The organism is Pseudomonas sp. JAI115 (assembly GCF_014200835.1).
Taxonomy (GTDB): domain Bacteria; phylum Pseudomonadota; class Gammaproteobacteria; order Pseudomonadales; family Pseudomonadaceae; genus Aquipseudomonas; species Aquipseudomonas putida_A.
The window spans coordinates 112,710-132,828 of sequence record NZ_JACHCY010000012.1 but is presented as its reverse complement, the minus strand read 5'-3'; the positions used below and the strand labels follow the sequence as shown (position 1 = coordinate 132,828).

Here is a 20,119-nt window from a genome sequence, read left to right as displayed (position 1 = left end):
AAAAAACTGCGATGGACGGCAGAAGCCTGAACAGCGGCTGTATAAGTGACAGATAAACGATTCGCCAACCGGTTTTTCATGTTCCTTTCACAAAAACCGGCATAACCTTAATTCCCATAGGTTCGGTAGTGGCTATGCCCCAACCTGCCGGGCAAATCGTGAAAAGTCAATCAATCCCCGACGTCATGCTTTTTTTGCCAAGTTATTGATGCAGGAGCGCTTTTCTGTGTCTACGCTGTGGTTGGATCCAACAGTTACGTGAGTCCATCCTTTTATTTTTTGCAATGAGGTGCCCATGAGTCAGGCGTTTCTCCCCTTCTCTCGCCCCAGTATCGGCGATGAGGAAATTGCCGCTGTCGAGCAGGTGTTGCGCTCTGGCTGGATCACCACGGGGCCGAAAAACCAGGCACTCGAAGAGCAGTTTGCGCAGTACGTGGGTTGCAAGCACGCAGTGGCCTTGTCTTCGGCCACCGGCGGCATGCACATCACGCTGCTGGCCCTGGGCATCGGCCCGGGCGACGAAGTCATCACCCCGTCGCAGACCTGGGTTTCGACCGCTAACATGATCTCCCTGTTGGGCGCCAAACCCGTGTTTGTCGATGTCGACCGCGACACGCTGATGACCGACGCTGCGCGCATCGAAGCGGCCATCACCCCGCGAACCAAGGCAATCATTCCGGTGCACTACGCCGGCGCTGCGTTCGATCTCGATCCGCTGTATGCCCTGGCTGACAAGCACGGCATCCCGGTCATCGAAGACGCCGCCCACGCCGCCGGCACCCGCTACAAGGGGCGCCACGTCGGTTCGCAAGGCACGGCGATCTTCTCGTTCCATGCGATCAAGAACATGACCTGTGCCGAAGGCGCGATGTTCGTCACCGACGACGAAGCCCTTGCCAGCCGCGTGCGCATGCTCAAATTCCACGGCCTGGGCGTTGACGCCTATGACCGTCTGACCGGTGGCCGCAAGCCGCAGGCGCAAGTGATGGAACCGGGTTTCAAGTACAACCTGGCCGACATCAACGCCGCGATTGCCCTGGTGCAGCTGCAACGTCTGGACGAAATCAACGCCCGGCGCACCGAGCTGGCCACCAGCTACCTGCAAAAATTCGAAGGCCTGCCGGTGCAACCGCTGGCCCTGCCCGCCTATGCCCAGCAACACGCCTGGCACCTGTTCATCCTGCGCATCGACAGCGAGCGTTGCGGCATGGATCGCGAAGCCTTCATGAAGGCGTTGCAGGATCAGGGCATCGGCACCGGTATCCATTTCATCGCCACCCACCTGCACACCTGGTATCGCCAGCGTGACCCCGACCTTTACCTGCCCAACACCGAATGGAACTCGGCGCGGCTATGCTCGATTCCGCTGTTCCCCGACATGACCGGTCAAGACCTTGACCGGGTGGTCGGTGCCATCGCTCAAATCATGGAAAAACGCCTGTGAAACCTTATCCAATCCGTAGCGTGTCGATCGTCATCCCGGTCTACAACGAACAGGAAAGCCTGCCCGAGCTGCTGCGTCGTACCGAGGCGGCCTGCCGCCAACTGAATCACGATTTCGAAATCGTGCTGGTCGACGACGGCAGCCGCGACGAATCGGCGAACATGCTCGAAGAAGCCGCCGGCCGTGAAAACAGCCCGTTCGTGGCGGTCATTCTCAACCGCAACTATGGTCAGCACGCGGCGATCATGGCCGGTTTCGAACAGTGCAAGGGCGACGTGGTGATCACCCTCGACGCCGACCTGCAGAACCCGCCGGAAGAAATCCCCCGGCTGGTGGCCGAAGCCGAAAAAGGTTACGACGTGGTCGGCACCGTGCGCGGCAATCGTCAGGACTCGGCGCTGCGCCGTTATCCGTCGAAGCTGATCAACCTTGCCGTGCAACGCTCCACCGGCGTCGCCATGAGCGACTACGGCTGCATGCTGCGCGCCTACCGCCGCACCATCATCGACGCGATGCTCGCCTGCCGCGAACGCAGCACGTTCATCCCGATCCTGGCCAACAGCTTCGCCCGTCACACCACCGAAATCGTCGTGGCCCACGCCGAGCGTGAACACGGCGACTCGAAATACAGCCCGATGCGCCTGATCAACCTGATGTTCGATCTGGTCACCTGCATGACCACCACCCCGCTGCGCTTGCTGAGCATCGTCGGCTTCGCCATGGCCGGCTTGGGCGTGCTGTTCGCGATTGCGTTGATTGTCTTGCGTCTGGCCTTCGGTGCCGGTTGGGCCGGTGACGGCATGTTCGTGCTGTTCGCCGTGCTGTTCGTGTTCACCGGTGGCCAATTCATCGGCATGGGCCTGCTGGGTGAATACCTCGGCCGCATGTACAGCGATGTGCGCGCCCGTCCACGTTTCTTCATCGAAAAGGTGTTGCGCAGCCAGCCGGCCGCTCCGGCCCCTGCCGTCACCGTTGATGGTCTTTCTTCTACCGCTACTTCTTCCACTTCCGATCAGGTTCTCTCATGAGTGCAAAAACTGTTGTCTTCGCTTACCACGATATTGGCTGCGCCGGCATTGAAGCCCTGCTCAACAGCGGCTATGACATTGCAGCAGTGTTCACTCACGCCGATGATCCGAAAGAAAACGCGTTCTATGCCTCGGTTGCACAGCTGTGCGCCAACAAAGGCATCCCGGTGCACGCCCCGGAAGACGCCAACCACCCGCTGTGGATCGAGCGCATCGCCAAGCTGGACCCGGAGTACATTTTCTCCTTCTACTACCGCAATCTGCTGAGCGAACCACTGCTGGCCCTGGCCAAAAAAGGCGCGTTCAACCTGCACGGTTCGCTGCTGCCACGCTATCGCGGCCGCGCTCCGGCGAACTGGGCGCTGGTCAACGGCGAAACCGAAACCGGCGTTACACTGCACCGCATGGTCAAGCGCGCTGATGCCGGCGCCATCGTTGCCCAGCAGCGCGTTGCCATCGACCGCAGCGACACCGGCCTGACCCTGCACGCCAAACTGCGCACCGCCGCCAGCGATCTGCTGCGCGACACCCTGCCGAACATGCTGCAAGGCAAGATCACTGAAACCCCACAGGACGAATCGAAAGCCACCGTGTTCGGTCGTCGCACCCCGGCGGACGGCAAACTGGTCTGGGCCAAACCGGCGGAAGAACTGTTCAACCTGGTGCGCGCCGTCACCCGTCCTTACCCGGGCGCGTTCTGCGCCGTGGGCGAACACAAACTGATCGTCTGGAGCGCTGAAGTCGTCAAGGGCAACGAAGGCCAGGCGCCAGGCCGCGTGATCAGCGTCGATCCGCTGCGCATTGCCTGCGGTCAGGACTCGCTGGTGATCAACGCCGGTCAGCGCAACGACAACGGCCTGTACCTCAGCGGCCCGCAACTGGCCAATGAACTGGGTCTGGTCGATGGCTCGCTGCTGCGCGGCGCCGAATCCGGTCGTGCGCCACGTCGTACTCGCGTACTGATCCTGGGTGTCAACGGCTTCATCGGTAACCACCTGTCCGAGCGCCTGCTGCGTGACGACCGCTACGAAGTATACGGTCTGGACATTGGCTCCGACGCCATCGACCGTCTGCGCAGCCACCCGAACTTCCACTTCGTCGAAGGCGACATCAGCATTCACTCCGAGTGGATCGAGTACCACATCAAGAAGTGCGACGTGGTCCTGCCGCTGGTGGCCATCGCCACCCCGATCGAATACACCCGCAACCCGCTGCGCGTATTCGAGCTGGACTTCGAAGAGAACCTGAAACTGGTTCGCTACTGCGTCAAGTACAACAAGCGCGTGATTTTCCCGTCGACTTCGGAAGTCTATGGCATGTGCCAGGACAAGAACTTCGACGAAGACAGCTCGAACCTGATCGTTGGCCCGATCAACAAGCAGCGCTGGATCTACTCGGTCTCCAAACAACTGCTGGACCGCGTGATCTGGGCTTACGGCGCCAAGGGCCTGAACTTCACCCTGTTCCGTCCGTTCAACTGGATGGGCCCGCGTCTGGACCGTCTGGATTCGGCCCGTATCGGCAGCTCCCGTGCGATCACCCAGTTGATCCTCAACCTGGTGGAAGGTACGCCGATCCGTCTGTTCGACGGTGGCGAGCAGAAGCGTTGCTTCACTGACATCGCTGACGGCGTTGAAGCCCTGGCGCGGATCATCGACAACGACAACGACGTGTGCAACGGCCAGATCATCAACATCGGCAACCCGGACAACGAAGCCAGCATCCGTCAGTTGGGCGAAGAGCTGCTGCGTCAGTTCGAAGCGCACCCGCTGCGTCACAACTTCCCTCCGTTCGCCGGTTTCCGCGACGTGGAAAGCAAGGCGTTCTACGGTGCCGGTTACCAGGACGTGGAACACCGCAAGCCAAGCATCGCCAACGCCAAGCGCCTGCTGAACTGGGAGCCGACCGTGGAAATGCGCGAGACCATCGGCAATACCCTGGACTTCTTCCTGCGTGAAGCCATGCTCGAAATCGCGGACAAGAAGTAATGCAGGCAGGTCTTCGTATCGATGTCGACACCTACCGTGGCACCCGTGAAGGTGTGCCACGACTGTTGGAGATGCTCGACGAGGCGCAGGTCAAGGCAACGTTTTTCTTCAGTGTCGGCCCGGACAACATGGGTCGACATCTGTGGCGCCTGATCCGCCCGCAGTTCCTCTGGAAAATGCTGCGCTCCAACGCTGCCGGCCTCTACGGCTGGGACATTCTGCTGGCCGGTACTGCCTGGCCCGGCAAACCGATTGGCCGTGATCTTGGGCACCTGATGCGTCAGGCCCGGGACGCCGGTCACGAAGTCGGCCTGCACGCCTGGGATCACCATGGCTGGCAGGCCAATGCCGGGCGCTGGAGCGACGCGCAACTGATCGAACAGATCCGGCGCGGCGTCGACACCTTGAGCGACATCCTCGGCGAAAAGATCCAGTGTTCGGCCGCCGCCGGTTGGCGTGCGGACGAGCGCGTGATCGAGGCCAAGCAGACCTTCGGCTTTCGCTATAACAGCGATTGCCGCGGGCAGAGTCTGTTCCGTCCGCTGCTGGCGGACGGTTCGCTGGGGACTCCGCAGATTCCGGTGGACCTGCCGACCTTCGACGAAGTCGTCGGCCCGCACGTGGCGGCCAAGGACTTCAACGCCTTCATCCTCGACCGGTTCCAGGCGCAAGCACTCAACGTCTACACCATTCATGCCGAAGTAGAAGGGATTCTGATGGCTCAGGACTTTCGTCAATTGCTGGCCGATGCACGCCAGCGCCACATTGACTTCAAACCCTTGGGCGACTTGTTGCCCGAGTTTTTCAACACTCTGCCCGTAGGCCGCGTGCAACGCGGTGTGCTCGAAGGCCGTGAAGGCTGGCTGGGAGTGCAAGGCGCATGACCAGACGCTGGGCACTGCCGCTGTTGGTCGGCCTCTGTCTGCTGGCCTATCTGTTGCCGTTGAGCACCCATGGCCTGTGGATCCCCGACGAAACCCGCTACGCACAGATCAGCCAGGACATGCTGCTCAGTGGCAACTGGGTGTCGCCGCATTTCATGGGGCTGCGGTATTTCGAGAAGCCGATTGCCGGCTACTGGATGATCGCCATCGGCCAGGAACTGTTCGGGCAGAACCTGTTCGGCGTGCGCTTCGCCTCGGCCCTCAGCACCGCGTTGAGCGTGCTGCTGGCCTACCTGGTCGCGCGCAGGCTATGGAACGATCCGCGCAAGAGCTTCGTCTGCGCCCTGCTCTATATGAGCTTCACCGTCGTCGCCGGTCAGGCCGGGTACGCCAACCTCGATCCGCAATTCACCTTCTGGGTCAACCTGAGTCTGGTGGCGCTGTGGTTTGCGCTCGACAGCAAAAGCACCGGGCACCGTCTGGGCGCCTGGGCGCTGCTGGGGCTGGCCTGCGGCATGGGTTTCATGACCAAGGGCTTTCTCGCCTGGTTGCTGCCGGTACTGATCGCGTTGCCGTGGATGCTCTGGCAGAAACGCTGGCGTGAACTGCTGGTGTTCGGTCCGGTGGCGATCGCCATCGCGATCATCGTCAGCTTGCCGTGGGCGCTGGCAGTGCACGCACAGGAACCGGATTACTGGCGGTTCTTCTTCTGGCACGAACACATCCGCCGCTTTGCCGGTGACGATGCGCAGCACGATGCACCGTGGTGGTTCTACTTGCCGCTGCTGGTGGCATTCAGTCTGCCGTGGGTTGGCCTGTTGCCGACCGCGTTCAAGCAGGCCTGGCAAACCCGGGCCCAGCCGAACATGGTTTTCCTGCTGTTGTGGCTGTGGCTGCCGCTGGGCTTTTTCAGCCTGAGCAACGGCAAGCTGCCGACCTACATTCTGCCGTGCCTGTTGCCATTGGCACTGCTGCTGGGTAATGCGCTGGCTGATCGCCTGCGTCTGGAACAAGGTCGGGCACTGGGGATCAACGGCCTGCTGAACCTGTTGCTGGGTGTGGTCACGCTGATCGCACTGGTTTACCTGCAATTGAACAAACCGGTGTACGACCACGAACTGCACAGCCTGGTGCTGGTGTTCATCGCCCTGATCGGCTGGATCATCGCCAACCTGGCGCAAGCGTTCCTGCCGCTGCAGTGCTGGGCGGCGCCGGCGTTGGGCAGCCTGTTGCTGGCGGGAATCCTGCCGGCGGCGTTGCCCAAGTCGGTGGTGGCCAACAAAACCCCGGATCAGTTCATCCGCCACCATGTCACCGAACTGTCCGGCGCCACGCATCTGCTGAGCAACGATTTGGGCGCGGCGGCGGCACTGGCCTGGCGCATGAAGCAACCAGAGGTCGCGCTGTACAACACGGTCGGCGAACTCAAATACGGTCTGTCCTACCCGGAAGGCGCTGAACGCCGACTCACCAAGGACAACGTTCAACAATGGGTACGTGAAGCGCGCCGCAGCGGCTCGGTCGGCGTGCTGATGCGCGTCAAGGGCCAGGATGAGCTCGAAGAGCTGGACCTGCTGCCCAAGGACGGTACCCGTTACGAATCGGGCAATCTGGTGATCATGGTGCTGCCCAAGGATCCGTCATGAGTTGGTTGCTGTTACTGACGGCGTGTCTGCTGACGTGCCTCGGGCAAGTCGCGCAGAAATTCGCCGTGGAGAGCTGGCGTGGCGTTGATTCGTCGTGGGCCGCCAAACTGCGTTCGCCGTGGTTGTGGCTGGCGCTGTTTTCACTCGGCAGCGGGCTGCTGGTCTGGCTGCTGGTGTTGCAACGTCTTGAAGTGGGCATCGCTTACCCGATGCTCAGCCTCAACTTTGTATTGATCACGCTGATTGCGCGGTTTGTCTTTCGCGAGCCCATCGACCGTCAGCATTGGCTGGGCGTGGCGCTGGTGATCGGTGGCGTGGTTTTGCTGGGGCAACAGTCATGAACCAGGCGCGTGGAATCGGTTTTGCTCTGGGCAGCGTAATGCTGGTCAGTGGCGCCCAACTGGGCATGCGCTGGAGCATGACGCGCCTGCCGCAACCGGAACAATGGCTGACGGCGCTGAGTGCCGGCAGTGTCGATCTGTCGGCAATGGCCGTGGTGGTGGCGGCGATTTTCGCCTACGCCCTGTCGATGCTCTGCTGGCTCGCGGCATTGCGCGATCTGCCGTTGGGCCGGGCTTATTCACTATTGAGCATCAGCTACGCGCTGGTGTACCTGCTGGCGGCCAGTCTGCCGCTGTTCAACGAATCGTTCAGTTTCACTAAATCGCTGGGCGTGGCACTGGTCATGCTCGGGGTCATCACTATTAACACTCGTCCGTCTCGTGCGCCCGAATTCAGGAGTGCTCCATGAAAATCACAGTATTTGGTAGCGGTTATGTCGGCCTGGTACAGGCCGCCGTGTTGGCCGAAGTCGGTCACGACGTCGTGTGCATGGACATCGATCAGAAGAAAGTCGAACTGCTGCGCCAGGGTCACGTCAGCATCTTCGAACCGGGCCTGTCGAGCCTGGTGCGCGAAGGCCTGGACTCCGGCCGCCTGCATTTCACCTCGGATGAAAAGCTCGCCGTACAACACGGTCGCGTGGCGTTCATCGCCGTGGGTACACCCTCCAGCGAAGACGGCTCGGCCGATCTGAAATACGTGTTGTCGGTGGGTGACGCCGTGGCGCGCCATCGTGAGCAGCCGCTGATCCTGGTGGAAAAGTCCACCGTACCGGTCGGCACCGGCGACACCCTGCGTGCACACATTCAAACCGCGCTGGACAAGGCCGGTCGTGAGTTGCAGTTCGATATCGTCTCCAACCCGGAATTTCTCAAGGAAGGTTCGGCGGTGTCCGACTGCCGTCGTCCGGACCGCATCGTCATCGGCTGCGAAGGTGACGAAGTGCGCGATGTGATGCGCGACCTGTACTCGCCATTCAACCGCAACCATGACCGCATCATGTTCATGGACCTGCGCAGCGCCGAGCTGACCAAATACGCTGCCAACTGCATGCTGGCGACCAAGATCAGCTTCATCAACCAGATTGCCGAACTGGCCGAACACCTGGGCGCCGACATCGAGTCGGTCCGTCAGGGCATCGGCGCCGACACGCGCATCGGTTACCACTTCATCTACCCCGGCTGCGGTTATGGCGGTTCGTGCTTCCCGAAAGACATGCGCGCGCTGATCCACAGTGCCGAACAGGCGCATTGCTCCAGCGACCTGCTGCAAGCGGTCGAAGCGATCAACGAGCGGCAGAAGCACAAGCTGTTCGACCGTATTAACGCGTTCTACAAGGGTGACCTGCGCGGCAGGACCTTCGCCCTGTGGGGCCTGGCGTTCAAACCAAACACCGATGACATGCGCGACGCACCGAGCCGCGTACTGCTCGATTCGCTGTTCGCCGCTGGCGCCAGCGTGCGCGCGTTCGACCCGGAAGCGATGCAGGAAACCCAGCATCTGTATCCGAACGAAGAAAAACTGATGCTGATGGGCACTCCGGAATCGGTGTTGGCGGGTTCCGATGCGCTGATCATCTGCACCGAATGGCAGCAGTTCAAGGCGCCGGATTTCGACCTGATCGAGCAACGCCTGAAAGCCCCGGTGATCTTCGACGGCCGCAACCTGTACGACGCCGAGCGTCTGGCGCGCAACGGCTTCAAGTACTTCCCGATCGGCCGTGGCGACTCGCGCAAACTGCCGATGCCGCTGCAGCAATGGTCTGACAAAGCGGACGTCGCTTGATCACGTTGTCGCCTGTCATCCGTCGGCAGTCCCTGATCGCAGGGCTGCTGGCACTGTTGCTGTTCATCGCCGGGGTTTACAGACAGGCGCCCATTGGCTTCGATTCACGTTTCGTACTGTTTGCCCAGGAGATGCTCCGGCACGGGCCAACGGTATTCCCGACCACTTACGGTGAGCCGTACGCCGACTATTCGGCGCTCTCGACGCTGTTCATCTGGTTGTTGTCGTTGCCCTTCGGCGCGATCAACACCCTGACGGCATGGCTGCCGAGCGCCATTGCCGGCGGCGTGATCGTGACGTTGATGTATCGCTTGCTGGCGGTGCATTCGCAACGCTGGGCGCTGATCAGCATCGCGCTGTTGATGCTCACCAGCACCTTCGTCACCGAAGTGCGCGCGGTGTCGCAAGACCTGATGCTCGCCGCCGTGGCGCTGTCGGTGTTTTATCTGGGCTATGCACACGACCACTTCGGCTCGCGTCGGCGCTGGCCGCTGATCTTTGTCCTGCTGTTGCTGGGCTTCGGGATTCGCGGGCCTATCGGCCTGGTGGTACCGACCGGCATGCTCTGCAGTTACTACCTGCTCAACCGTGAGTGGAAACGCCTCTTCGTGTTCGGCGTGATCGCTTCTGTGTTACTCGCAGCGTGTGTCAGCCTGCTGTTGTGGCTGGCGAAACTCAGCGGTGGCGAAGCCTTCCTGCAAGACGTGATCCGCATGCAGTTCATGGGGCGCATGGACGGCAGCGAAGGCGTCAGCGGTTCGCTGTATTACTTCACCAGCTCGATGGGCAATTACGCACTGGCGTATCCGCTGGCGATCCTGGCGTTGGCCGCGACCTGGCTGAGCAAGCCGCATCAGCGCGGGCCGGCCTTGCGTCTGGTGCAATATTGCGCCGCCGCCGGGCTGATCGTCATGGTCGGCTTGTCGATTCCACAGGCGAAGAAGGCGCGTTACCTGCTGCCGATGTTGCCGATGGCGGCGATCATCGCGGCGTACCCGTTTCAGGTGCTGCACGGACGGGTGTTCCGCGTATTGCGTGGGGTGATCCAAGGTATCTGGCTGGTGACGCCGGGACTGTTGATGGTGGCCCTGCTGGTTGCCAAACGCCGCTTCCCCGAGCAACTCGACGGCATCATTCTGGTGCTGATCGTGCTCGGCGTTCTGCAATTGCTCGCGTTGTCGCGTCTGATGATCCCGCGCTGGCGGGCCGAAGTGTTGGCGCTGTGCTCGGTGTTAGCCTTGTGGACGGTGTATGCCGCGGTGTTCGAACCGGTGGAGCGACGTCTGTACGACACGCAGGCCTTCAGTCGTGCTGCCTTCGCACAGGTGCAACAGAACCCGGCCCCAGTGGTGCTGCACGGCATGGGCAAAGACGCCAAAGCGATCAAGTTCATGGTCAATGTCGAGCAGGACCTGCAACCGCAGTTCACCGAAACGGTGCAGCAACTCGAAGCCCTCAAAGCCCCGGCCTGGCTGATGATGGACAGCAAGGACCTGCAATCGCTACAGGGCACCCCGCTGGCCAGCCTGCAACCGGTGCTGACCGGGCGTTTCGACAAGAACGATTACGTGCTGTTGTATCTGAAGCCCTTGTAGGAACTGATTGAGGCTGCGATCTTTTGTGCTTTCAGGAAAAAGATCGCAGCCTGCGGCAGCTTCTACAGGGACTGTTTACCATGAGTTTTGTTGTACGCCGGGCGCGGCAGAATGATGCCGACGCCCTCCCCGCCATCGAACGCTCGGCCGCCGAGCTGTTTCGCACAGATCCGACCCTCGCCTGGCTTGCCGACACCGACGTGGCAAGCGCCGCGCAACACCGCCAAGCCATCGACAATGCCTACGTCTGGGTCGCCGAAAACACCTCGGCGCAACTCGCAGGGTTTATCCGCGCGCTGGATTTCGACAACCAACTGAACATTGAAGAACTGTCGGTCAGCCTCGCGTTTCAGGGTCAAGGCGTGGGCCGTCAACTGCTGCTGGCCACGATTGAACATGCCCGCCGTGAGCAAATGCGCGCCGTGACCCTGACCACGTTTCGCGACGTGCCGTGGAATGCGCCGTTTTATCAGCGGATGGGGTTTGTGGAAGTCGCACCCGGTGAGCACGCAGCGCATTTGCTCGATGCTCTGCAGAAAGAAATCGAGCATGGCTTTGCCGCCGAGCGACGCTGCGCCATGCACCTGATATTGCCCTGACAGGACAAATCCCTTGTAGGAGCGAGCCTGCTCGCGATAGCGTCCTGTCAGTCAACTGGGTTGGCGCCTGACACTCGGTATTCGCGAGCAGGCTCGCTCCCACAAGGTTTCTCATCATAAAAATAAGGACATTTGCACTGCCGTGGCCACCTACTCCCGCCTGATCCGCCGACTGATGATCACCTCGCTGAGCATCGTCATCAGCCGTGCCCTGATCAGCCCGCTGCTGACCTTGTTTCTCAGCAACAAACTGGGCCTCAACCCGCAGGACGTCGGTCTGCTGTTGGGCATCGCCGTGTTCAGTGCCACGCTGTTGTCGCTGTACGGCGGCTACATCATCGATCGACTCGACAAGCGCCAACTATTGATCCTGACCATGCTTTCCAGCGGTGTCGGCCTGATGCTGCTGACCTTCGCGCAGAATCTGTACCTGGTCACGCTGGTGCTGATCATCAGTGAAACGGCGTCGGCGCTGTTCCTGATCTGTTCCAAAGCGATGCTCAGTGAAAACCTGCCGGTCGGCCAGCGGGTCAAGGCGTTTTCGCTGAACTACACGCTGACGAATATAGGCTACGCCGTCGGCCCGATGATCGGCGTGGTGATTGCCGGGGTTCAGCCTTCAGCACCGTTTATCGTCGCCGGGCTGATTGCCGCCGGCAGCGTTTTCCTGCTGCTGGGCGTGTCCCGCGAGGCCAGTCCGCTGTCGCAGGCCAGCCCCCCGCAGAGTTTCCTGAACACCCTGATCATCCTGAAAAACGACCGCACGATGATCCTGTTTACCCTCGGTTGCTTGCTCAGCACCCTGGTTCACGGGCGCTTCACCCTGTACCTGTCGCAGTATCTGCTGGTGACCCACACGCAGGAACAGACCCTCGACACCATGGCCGCCCTGCTCGCCTGCAACGCGATCACGGTGATCCTGCTGCAATACCAGATCGGGCGCTTCCTCAAGCGCGAGCACCTGCGGTTCTGGATTGCCGGCGGCACCACGTTGTTCATCGTCGGCCTGATCGGCTTTAGCCTGGCAGACAGTCTGGTCGGCTGGTGCGTGGCGATGTTCATCTTCACCCTCGGCGAGATGATCATTTACCCGGCGGATTTCCTCTTCGTCGACACCCTCGCTCCCGAAGAGCTGCGCGGCAGTTACTACGGCGCACAGAATCTCGCGGCACTGGGCGGTGCGCTGAGTCCGGTGATGTGCGGGTTTCTGCTGATGCACACGCCGGCGCCGAGCATGTTCTACGCCCTGAGCGCTCTGGCGGGGCTGGGTGGGTATTTGTGTTTTGTCAGCGGACGCCGCGTGGCGATAATTCAAAAATAATGCACTGAAACTGCATTTATATGAATTTGTCAGCATCGAATTTGCCCGGCACACTGTGCGCGTTCCTCCCCCAATAGCTGGAACGCTTCGAGGACTTTCCGAAACGGACAAGTCCTTTTTTTTGCCCCGAATTTACTGCAAGGACCCGATTCACATGCTCGTTCGCTGGTTGCCCGCCGCCATCAACACTCGCCCCACCGAATGGAGCCGCGCCGCGATCGGCATGGCGCTGGGCACTTTGTTCAGCGTCTGGGCGTGCAGTCAGGTGTTCGGCATCGAGGTCGCGTACCACCTGATCGGGCCGTTGGGCGCCTCAGCGGTGTTGCTGTTTGCCGTGTCTTCCGGCGCCCTCGCGCAACCCTGGTCGATCATCGGCGGCTACCTGTGCGCCAGCGTGGTCGCGCTGCTGGTGGCCCACGTCCTCGGCCGCACCTTGGGGAGCGCCTGCCTGGCGGCGGGCATGGCGCTGATCCTGATGTGCTGGCTGCGTTGCCTGCATCCGCCGGCCGGCGCACTGGCGCTGACGCTGGTACTGGCCGATCCGGCCACCATCGCCATGGACTGGAAAGCCATGGAACCGGTGATGCTCGCCGCCGCCTGCATGCTGCTCAGCGCGCTGGCCTACAACAACCTGACGCGCATCCGCTACCCGAAACGCCCGGCCGAGCCAGCGCCGGCACTGGTGCCGGTGGATAGCCAGGCCATTACCGCTGAGGATTTGAAACTGGCACTGGCCGACATGGAAGCGTTCATCGACGTCACCCCCGAAGACCTCGAACAACTGATCCACGCCAGCGAACTGCACGCCAAACGCCGCAGCATCCGCGAAGTTTTCTCCTGACATCCCACACTAGGAGCTGTCGAGTGCAACGAGGCTGCGATCTTTCAAGATCAAAAGATCGCAGCCTTCGGCAGCTCCTACATCAGCAGATAGCGATTTTCCCTAAGGCAAAAACGCAAACTCCCCCTGCACATATCCCGGTTGTACACGGCAAATTTGCACTGTTACGATCCGTCAACGCTCGCGCGCGAGCTTCTCGAATAAAGACAATAAAAGCAGGGAGTTAGTGATGACTGCTCAGGCTTCATCCCCGCGGACGCCGTCCATGGATGCCACGCCAGACGAAGTGCTGGCCGAGGTTCGCAATCACATCGGTCACCTGACCCTCAACCGCCCCGCCGGTCTCAACGCCATCACCCTCGACATGGTTCGTCAGTTGCAGCAGCAACTCGATGCCTGGGCGACTGACGCCAGCGTGCACGCCGTAGTGCTGCGCGGTGCCGGTGAAAAGGCGTTCTGTGCCGGTGGCGATATCCGTTCGCTGTACGACAGCTTCAAAAGCGGCGACACGCTGCACGAAGATTTCTTCGTCGAGGAATACGCCCTCGACCTGACGCTACATCACTACCGCAAACCGGTGCTGGCCTTGATGGACGGTTTTGTCCTCGGCGGCGGCATGGGCCTGGTCCAAGGTGCCGATCTGCGGGTGGTCACCGAAAAGAGCCGGCTGGCGATGCCCGAAGTGGCGATCGGTTATTTCCCCGATGTCGGCGGCAGCTATTTCCTCTCACGGATTCCCGGTGAACTGGGGATCTATCTGGGCGTTAGCGGCGTGCAGATTCGCGCGGCCGATGCGCTGTACTGCGGGCTGGCCGACTGGTTTGTCGACAGCAGCAAATTGCCGAGCCTCGACGAACAACTCGATCATCTGGAATGGCGCGACACGCCGCTCAAGGATCTGCAGGGCCTGCTGGCGAAAAACGGCGTGCAAACCCTGGCCGATGCACCGCTGGAGAAACTGCGCCCGGCCATCGACCACTTCTTCGCCCTGCCCGACGTACCGAGCATCGTCGAGCAACTGCGCGCGGTCACCGTCGCCGACAGCCATGAGTGGGCGACGACCACCGCTGACCTGCTGGAGACCCGCTCGCCACTGGCGATGGCCGTGACCCTGGAAATGCTCCGTCGCGGTCGTCAGTTGAGCCTGGAACACTGTTTCGCCCTCGAACTGCATCTGGATCGCCAGTGGTTCGAACGCGGCGACCTGATCGAGGGCGTGCGCGCCCTGCTGATCGACAAAGACAAGACACCACGCTGGAACCCGCCGACCCTTGCTGCGCTGGACGCCGGGCATGTCGCGAGTTTCTTTCACGGTTTTACTGAGAGCGGGAGCTGAGTCATGCACGATCTCGAACTGACTGAAGAACAAGTGATGATCCGCGACATGGCCCGAGACTTCGCCCGTGGCGAAATCGCACCGCATGCGCAAGCCTGGGAAAAGGCCGGCTGGATCGACGACGCGCTGGTGGCAAAGATGGGCGAACTCGGTCTGCTCGGCATGGTGGTGCCCGAGGAATGGGGCGGCACTTACGTCGATTACGTGGCCTATGCGCTGGCGGTGGAAGAGATTTCTGCCGGCGACGGCGCCACCGGTGCGTTCATGAGCATCCACAACTCGGTGGGCTGCGGGCCGGTAATGAATTACGGCAGCGAAGAACAGAAAAAGACCTGGCTGGCGGATCTCGCCAGTGGCCAGACGATTGGCTGCTTCTGCCTCACCGAACCGCAGGCCGGTTCCGAAGCGCACAACCTGCGCACCCGCGCCGAACTGCGCGACGGCCAGTGGGTGATCAACGGCGCCAAGCAATTCGTCAGCAATGGCAAACGGGCGAAACTGGCGATCGTGTTTGCGGTGACCGATCCGGATCTGGGCAAGAAAGGCATTTCCGCGTTCCTCGTACCAACCGACACCCCAGGCTTCATCGTTGATCGCACTGAACACAAGATGGGCATCCGCGCCTCCGACACCTGCGCGGTGACCCTGAACAACTGCAGCATTCCCGAAGCCAATCTGCTCGGCGAGCGCGGCAAGGGGCTGGCGATTGCCTTGTCCAACCTCGAAGGCGGCCGCATCGGCATCGCCGCGCAAGCCTTGGGCATCGCCCGGGCCGCGTTTGAAGCGGCGCTGGTGTATTCCCGCGATCGCATCCAGTTCGGCAAGCCGATCAACGAACACCAAAGCATCGCCAACCTGCTGGCCGACATGCACATGCAAATCAACGCGGCGCGCTTGATGATCCTGCACGCGGCGCGCATGCGCACAGCGGGCAAACCGTGCCTGTCGGAGGCCTCACAGGCCAAACTGTTCGCCTCGGAAATGGCCGAAAAGGTCTGCTCCTCGGCGATTCAGATTCATGGCGGGTATGGGTATCTGGAAGACTATCCGGTCGAGAAGTACTACCGCGATGCGCGGATTACCCAGATCTACGAGGGGTCGAGCGAGATTCAGCGGATGGTAATTGCGCGGGAGCTGAAGAACTACCAACTGTAAAAGCATCGCGGGCAAGCCCGCTCCCACGGGGAATTCTGTCGTTCACAAAAGTTGTGTACTCCAGAAAACCTGTGGGAGCGGGCTTGCCCGCGATAGCGTCAGTGAGGACGCAACATTACTTACCAGTAAACTCCGGCGTCCGCTTGGCCACAAACGCCGCCATGCCTTCCTTCTGATCCTGCGTGGCAAACGCCGCATGGAACACCCGACGCTCGAAACGCACGCCTTCAGTCAGGTTTACTTCGAACGCACGGTTGACGCTTTCCTTGATCATCATCGCAATCGGCAACGACTTGCTGGCGATCACTGCGGCGACTTTCAGCGCCTCGTCGAGCAGCTCATCACTCGGCACGATCCGCGCAACGATGCCGCAGCGTTCGGCTTCCACCGCATCGATCATCCGCCCGCTGAGGCACATTTCCATGGCCTTGGCTTTGCCCACGGCGCGGGTCAGGCGCTGGGTGCCGCCCATGCCCGGGAGCACGCCGAGGTTGATTTCCGGCTGACCGAATTTGGCGTTGTCACCGGCCAGGATGAAGTCGCACATCAGCGCCAGTTCGCAGCCGCCACCGAGGGCAAAGCCGTTGACCGCAGCAATGATCGGCTTACGGCGGTTGGCCACACGGTCGCTGTCGCTGAACAGATCATCCATGTAGATCTGCGGATAGGTCAGTTCGGCCATTTCCTTGATGTCGGCGCCGGCGGCGAAGGCTTTCTTCGAACCGGTGATGACGATACAACCGATGTCCGCATCCGCTTCCAGACCATCGAGGGCATGGTTCACTTCGCTGACCAGTTGCGCGTTCAGGGCGTTCAGCGCCTGTGGACGGTTGAGGGTGATCAGGCCGACGCGGCCGTGGTTTTCCAGCAGAATCGTTTCGTAAGTCATGGGCAAGATTCCTTGTCAGAGATTGCGCGAAATAACCATGCGCTGAATGTCGCTGGTGCCTTCGTAAATCTGGCAGACGCGCACGTCGCGGTAGATGCGTTCCAGCGGGAAGTCGTTGAGATAACCGTAACCGCCCAGCGTCTGCAACGCCATCGAGCAAACCTTCTCGGCCATTTCCGAGGCGAACAGTTTGGCCATCGAAGCCTCGACCAGCGCCGGCTGACCGCTATCGCGCAGGGCCGCGGCGTAATGCACCATTTGCCGGGCGACGGCGATCTGCGTGGCCATGTCGGCGAGACGGAAGGCCACCGCCTGGTGCTCGATGATCGGTTTGCCGAAAGTGTCGCGCTCACGTGCATAGTCGCGGGCCGCTTCGAACGCAGCGCGGGCCATGCCCACAGCTTGCGAGGCGATGCCGACCCGCCCGCCTTCGAGGTTGGCCAGGGCAATCTTGTAGCCTTCGCCCTCTTCGCCCAAGCGATTGGCGACCGGCACTTTGACGTCTTCAAACAGAATCTGGCAGGTGTCCGACGCATGCTGGCCGAGCTTGTCTTCGACCCGGGCGACTTTGTAGCCGGGCGAATCGGTGGGCACGATGAACGCCGTGATGCCGCGCTTGCCGGCACTCGGATCGGTCACCGCAAATACAATCACAATCCCGGCGTTCTGCCCGGAAGTGATGAACTGTTTGCAGCCGTTCAGCACGTAGTGCTCACCTTCCAACCGTGCGCGGGTTTTCAGGCTGCTGGCGTCGGAACCGGCCTGCGGTTCGGTCAAGGCGAAGGCGCCGAGCATGGCGCCGCTGGCCAACGGTTTGAGGAAGCGTTCGCGCTGGTCGTCGTTGCCGAACTTGAGAATCGGCACGCAGCCCACCGAGTTGTGCACGCTCATGATGGTCGAGCAGGCGCCGTCGCCGGCGGCGATTTCTTCCAGGGCCATGGCGTACGCCAGGTAGCCGGTGTCACAGCCGCCCCACTGCTCCGGCACGAGCATGCCGAAGAAGCCCAGTTCGGCCATCTCGCCGATGGCTTCCTTGGGGAAACGATGCTCGCGATCCCACTCGGCGGCGAACGGTTTCAGCCGTTCCTCGGCGAACTGCCGGGCCATGTCGCGAATCTGGGATTGGTCTTCGTTGGGAATCATGGTGAATCCTTAAATCCGGGTTACCACACAGAACCCCTGTGGGAGCGAGCCTGCTCGCGAAAGCGGTGTGTCAGTTAAGCAAACATTGACTGACACGACGCCTTCGCGAGCAGGCTCGCTCCCACACGGATTGGCGTTTGTTTCAATAAACGCATTCCACGGCCATCGCCGTGGCTTCACCGCCGCCGATGCAGATCGCCGCAATCCCGCGCTTCAGGTTTTTCTGGCGCAGGGCTGAGAGCAAGGTCACCAGAATCCGCGCGCCCGAGGCACCGATCGGATGGCCCAGCGCGCAGGCGCCGCCGTGCACGTTGAGCTTGTCGTGGGGAATTTCCAGGTGGGTCATCGCCGCCATCGCCACCACGGCGAACGCTTCGTTGATTTCGAACAGATCGACCTCGTTCAACGCCCAACCAGTCTTCTTCACCAGCTTTTTGATCGCGCCAATCGGTGCCACCGGGAACAGGCCCGGCGTGTCGGCAAATGCCGCGTGACCATGAATCACTGCCAGCGGTTTAAGCCCGAGTTTCTGCGCTTGCGACTGGCGCATCAGCACCAGTGCCGCCGCGCCGTCGGAGATCGAGCTGGAGTTGGCCGCCGTTACCGTGCCGCCTTCGCGGAACGCCGGTTTCAGCGAGGCGACTTTGTCCAGTTTGGCTTTCGGCGGCTGCTCGTCGTTGCTGATCAGCACCTGTTCTTTGCCGACGGTCACGGTCAGCGGCACGATCTCGGCCTTGAAGCTGCCGTCCTTGATCGCCTGCTGGGCGCGGGTGGTCGAAGCGATGGCAAACGCATCCTGGGCTTCACGGCTGAAGTCGTTGGTTTCGGCGCAGTCTTCGGCGAAGGTGCCCATCAGACGGCCTTTGTCGTAGGCGTCTTCGAGGCCGTCGAGGAACATCGAGTCGAGCACCCGGCCATGGCCCATGCGGTAACCGGCACGGGCGCGATCAAGCAGATATGGCGAGTTGGACATGCTTTCCATGCCGCCGGCGATCACCACGTCGGCGCTGCCGGCCAGCAGCATGTCGTGGGCGAGGATGGTGGTTTCCATGCCTGAGCCGCACATCTTGTTGACGGTGGTGCAGCGCGTCGATTTATCCAGCCCGGCACCCAGTGCCGCCTGCCGCGCCGGCGCCTGACCGAGGCCGGCCGGCAATACGCAACCGAACAACACTTCATCAACCGCGTCGCTGGCAACCCCGGCGCGCTCAACCGCTGCCTTGATCGCGGCAGCACCGAGTTGCGGCGCGGTGAGGCTTTTCAGTTCGCCCTGAAAACCACCCATCGGGGTACGGACGGCACTGACAATAACAATCGGATCGTTGGCAATAGTCATGACAAATCCTCCTTACTTGGCGGCCATGCGCAAGGCGCCGTCGAGACGGATCACCTCACCATTGAGCATGCTGTTTTCGATGATATGCCGAACCAGCGCGGCGTACTCGGCAGGTTTCCCAAGACGCGGCGGGAACGGCACGCCAGCGGCCAGCGACTCGCGCACTTCCGGGGTCATGCCGGCCATCATCGGCGTTTCGAAAATGCCCGGGGCGATGGTCATCACGCGGATGCCGAAACGCGCCAGTTCACGGGCGGCTGGCAGGGTCAGGCTGGCGATCGCGCCTTTGGAGGCGGAATACGCGGCCTGGCCGATCTGGCCGTCGAACGCCGCCACCGAGGCGGTGTTGATGATCACCCCGCGCTCGCCATCGGCATTGGCTTCGCTCTCGGCGATGGCCGCAGCCGCCAGTCGCAGCATGTTGAAGCTGCCGATCAGGTTGACGTTGATCACCTGGGCAAAACTCGACAGCGCATGCGGGCCGTTCTTGCCGAGGATCTTTTCGCCACGGACGATACCGGCGCAGTTGACCAGGCCGCTGAGGCTGCCAAAGGCTTTCACCGTCGCCTGCACCGCAGCTTCGGCAGCGGCTTCGTTGCCGATGTCGGCCACCACGCTGTGCGCGCCGAGGCGCTGGGCCTGGGCGGCTACCGCTTCGGCGTTCATATCCACCAGCATCACTTTGGCGCCGGCGCTGACCAGCAATTCAGCGCTGGCCGCGCCCAGGCCGGAAGCGCCGCCGGTGACGATAAAAACCTTGTTCTCGATCTGCATGACTGACTTCCTG

The 20,119-nt window shown here is 61.5% G+C and carries 18 protein-coding genes; 14 read left to right on the top strand and 4 right to left on the bottom strand.

Translation table 11 applies throughout. From position 1 onward, the window contains the following. Positions 1–295: 295 nt before the first annotated feature. The 14 genes from arnB (at position 296) to HDC30_RS22595 (ending at position 15,964) form a co-directional block, all read left to right on the top strand. On the top strand, positions 296–1,444 hold the full coding sequence (arnB, locus tag HDC30_RS22660; protein WP_103367174.1) for a UDP-4-amino-4-deoxy-L-arabinose aminotransferase: 1,149 nt from the start codon (positions 296–298) through the stop codon (positions 1,442–1,444). Next, positions 1,441–2,472, top strand: coding sequence for an undecaprenyl-phosphate 4-deoxy-4-formamido-L-arabinose transferase (gene arnC, locus HDC30_RS22655; protein WP_097089735.1), 1,032 nt, complete (start codon positions 1,441–1,443; stop codon positions 2,470–2,472). The genes arnB and arnC overlap by 4 nt, the downstream gene beginning before the upstream one ends. Continuing rightward, positions 2,469–4,460 (top strand): bifunctional UDP-4-amino-4-deoxy-L-arabinose formyltransferase/UDP-glucuronic acid oxidase ArnA, encoded by a 1,992-nt coding sequence (gene arnA / locus HDC30_RS22650; RefSeq protein ID WP_183785032.1) that lies wholly within the window; start codon positions 2,469–2,471, stop codon positions 4,458–4,460. The genes arnC and arnA overlap by 4 nt, the downstream gene beginning before the upstream one ends. Continuing rightward, positions 4,460–5,344 (top strand): 4-deoxy-4-formamido-L-arabinose-phosphoundecaprenol deformylase, encoded by an 885-nt coding sequence (gene arnD / locus HDC30_RS22645; RefSeq protein ID WP_183785030.1) that lies wholly within the window; start codon positions 4,460–4,462, stop codon positions 5,342–5,344. The genes arnA and arnD overlap by 1 nt, the downstream gene beginning before the upstream one ends. Continuing rightward, entirely contained in the window at positions 5,341–6,990 is a 1,650-nt protein-coding gene (gene arnT, locus HDC30_RS22640) for a lipid IV(A) 4-amino-4-deoxy-L-arabinosyltransferase (protein ID WP_183785028.1), read from the top strand. Before arnD ends, arnT begins: the two co-directional genes overlap by 4 nt. Next, complete coding sequence (gene arnE / locus HDC30_RS22635) at positions 6,987–7,331, top strand: 4-amino-4-deoxy-L-arabinose-phosphoundecaprenol flippase subunit ArnE (RefSeq protein ID WP_183785026.1); 345 nt, start codon at positions 6,987–6,989, stop codon at positions 7,329–7,331. Before arnT ends, arnE begins: the two co-directional genes overlap by 4 nt. Next, positions 7,328–7,741: a 4-amino-4-deoxy-L-arabinose-phosphoundecaprenol flippase subunit ArnF gene (gene arnF / locus HDC30_RS22630; protein ID WP_183785023.1), complete on the top strand. Its 414-nt coding sequence runs from the start codon at positions 7,328–7,330 to the stop codon at positions 7,739–7,741. Before arnE ends, arnF begins: the two co-directional genes overlap by 4 nt. Next, positions 7,738–9,117, top strand: coding sequence for a UDP-glucose/GDP-mannose dehydrogenase family protein (locus tag HDC30_RS22625; protein WP_183785021.1), 1,380 nt, complete (start codon positions 7,738–7,740; stop codon positions 9,115–9,117). The genes arnF and HDC30_RS22625 overlap by 4 nt, the downstream gene beginning before the upstream one ends. Continuing rightward, positions 9,114–10,712 (top strand): glycosyltransferase family 39 protein, encoded by a 1,599-nt coding sequence (locus tag HDC30_RS22620; RefSeq protein ID WP_183785019.1) that lies wholly within the window; start codon positions 9,114–9,116, stop codon positions 10,710–10,712. The genes HDC30_RS22625 and HDC30_RS22620 overlap by 4 nt, the downstream gene beginning before the upstream one ends. A gap of 80 nt (positions 10,713–10,792) precedes the next feature. Continuing rightward, positions 10,793–11,311: a GNAT family N-acetyltransferase gene (locus HDC30_RS22615; RefSeq protein WP_183785017.1), complete on the top strand. Its 519-nt coding sequence runs from the start codon at positions 10,793–10,795 to the stop codon at positions 11,309–11,311. 142 nt (positions 11,312–11,453) lie between these two features. Next, positions 11,454–12,632 (top strand): MFS transporter, encoded by a 1,179-nt coding sequence (locus HDC30_RS22610; protein ID WP_183785015.1) that lies wholly within the window; start codon positions 11,454–11,456, stop codon positions 12,630–12,632. A gap of 154 nt (positions 12,633–12,786) precedes the next feature. After that, on the top strand, positions 12,787–13,473 hold the full coding sequence (locus HDC30_RS22605; RefSeq protein ID WP_183785013.1) for an HPP family protein: 687 nt from the start codon (positions 12,787–12,789) through the stop codon (positions 13,471–13,473). Between the two features lie 229 nt (positions 13,474–13,702). Continuing rightward, on the top strand, positions 13,703–14,809 hold the full coding sequence (locus tag HDC30_RS22600) for an enoyl-CoA hydratase/isomerase family protein (protein WP_096796062.1): 1,107 nt from the start codon (positions 13,703–13,705) through the stop codon (positions 14,807–14,809). 3 nt (positions 14,810–14,812) lie between these two features. Beyond that, positions 14,813–15,964 (top strand): acyl-CoA dehydrogenase family protein, encoded by a 1,152-nt coding sequence (locus HDC30_RS22595; RefSeq protein ID WP_183785011.1) that lies wholly within the window; start codon positions 14,813–14,815, stop codon positions 15,962–15,964. A 115-nt stretch (positions 15,965–16,079) separates the two neighbouring features. Here the strand turns inward: HDC30_RS22595 and HDC30_RS22590 are convergent, their stop codons facing one another. From HDC30_RS22590 to HDC30_RS22575, 4 genes are all read right to left on the bottom strand, one after another. Beyond that, the gene (locus tag HDC30_RS22590; RefSeq protein WP_183785009.1) at positions 16,080–16,853 is read right to left on the bottom strand and encodes an enoyl-CoA hydratase; all 774 of its coding nucleotides are present in this window, start codon (positions 16,851–16,853) and stop codon (positions 16,080–16,082) included. Positions 16,854–16,868: 15 nt separating this feature from the next. Continuing rightward, on the bottom strand, positions 16,869–17,996 hold the full coding sequence (locus HDC30_RS22585) for an acyl-CoA dehydrogenase (protein WP_183785007.1): 1,128 nt from the start codon (positions 17,994–17,996) through the stop codon (positions 16,869–16,871). A gap of 142 nt (positions 17,997–18,138) precedes the next feature. Next, positions 18,139–19,332, bottom strand: coding sequence for an acetyl-CoA C-acyltransferase (locus tag HDC30_RS22580; protein WP_115989821.1), 1,194 nt, complete (start codon positions 19,330–19,332; stop codon positions 18,139–18,141). A gap of 12 nt (positions 19,333–19,344) precedes the next feature. Continuing rightward, on the bottom strand, positions 19,345–20,106 hold the full coding sequence (locus HDC30_RS22575) for an SDR family NAD(P)-dependent oxidoreductase (RefSeq protein ID WP_183785005.1): 762 nt from the start codon (positions 20,104–20,106) through the stop codon (positions 19,345–19,347). Between the last annotated feature and the right edge of the window lie 13 nt (positions 20,107–20,119).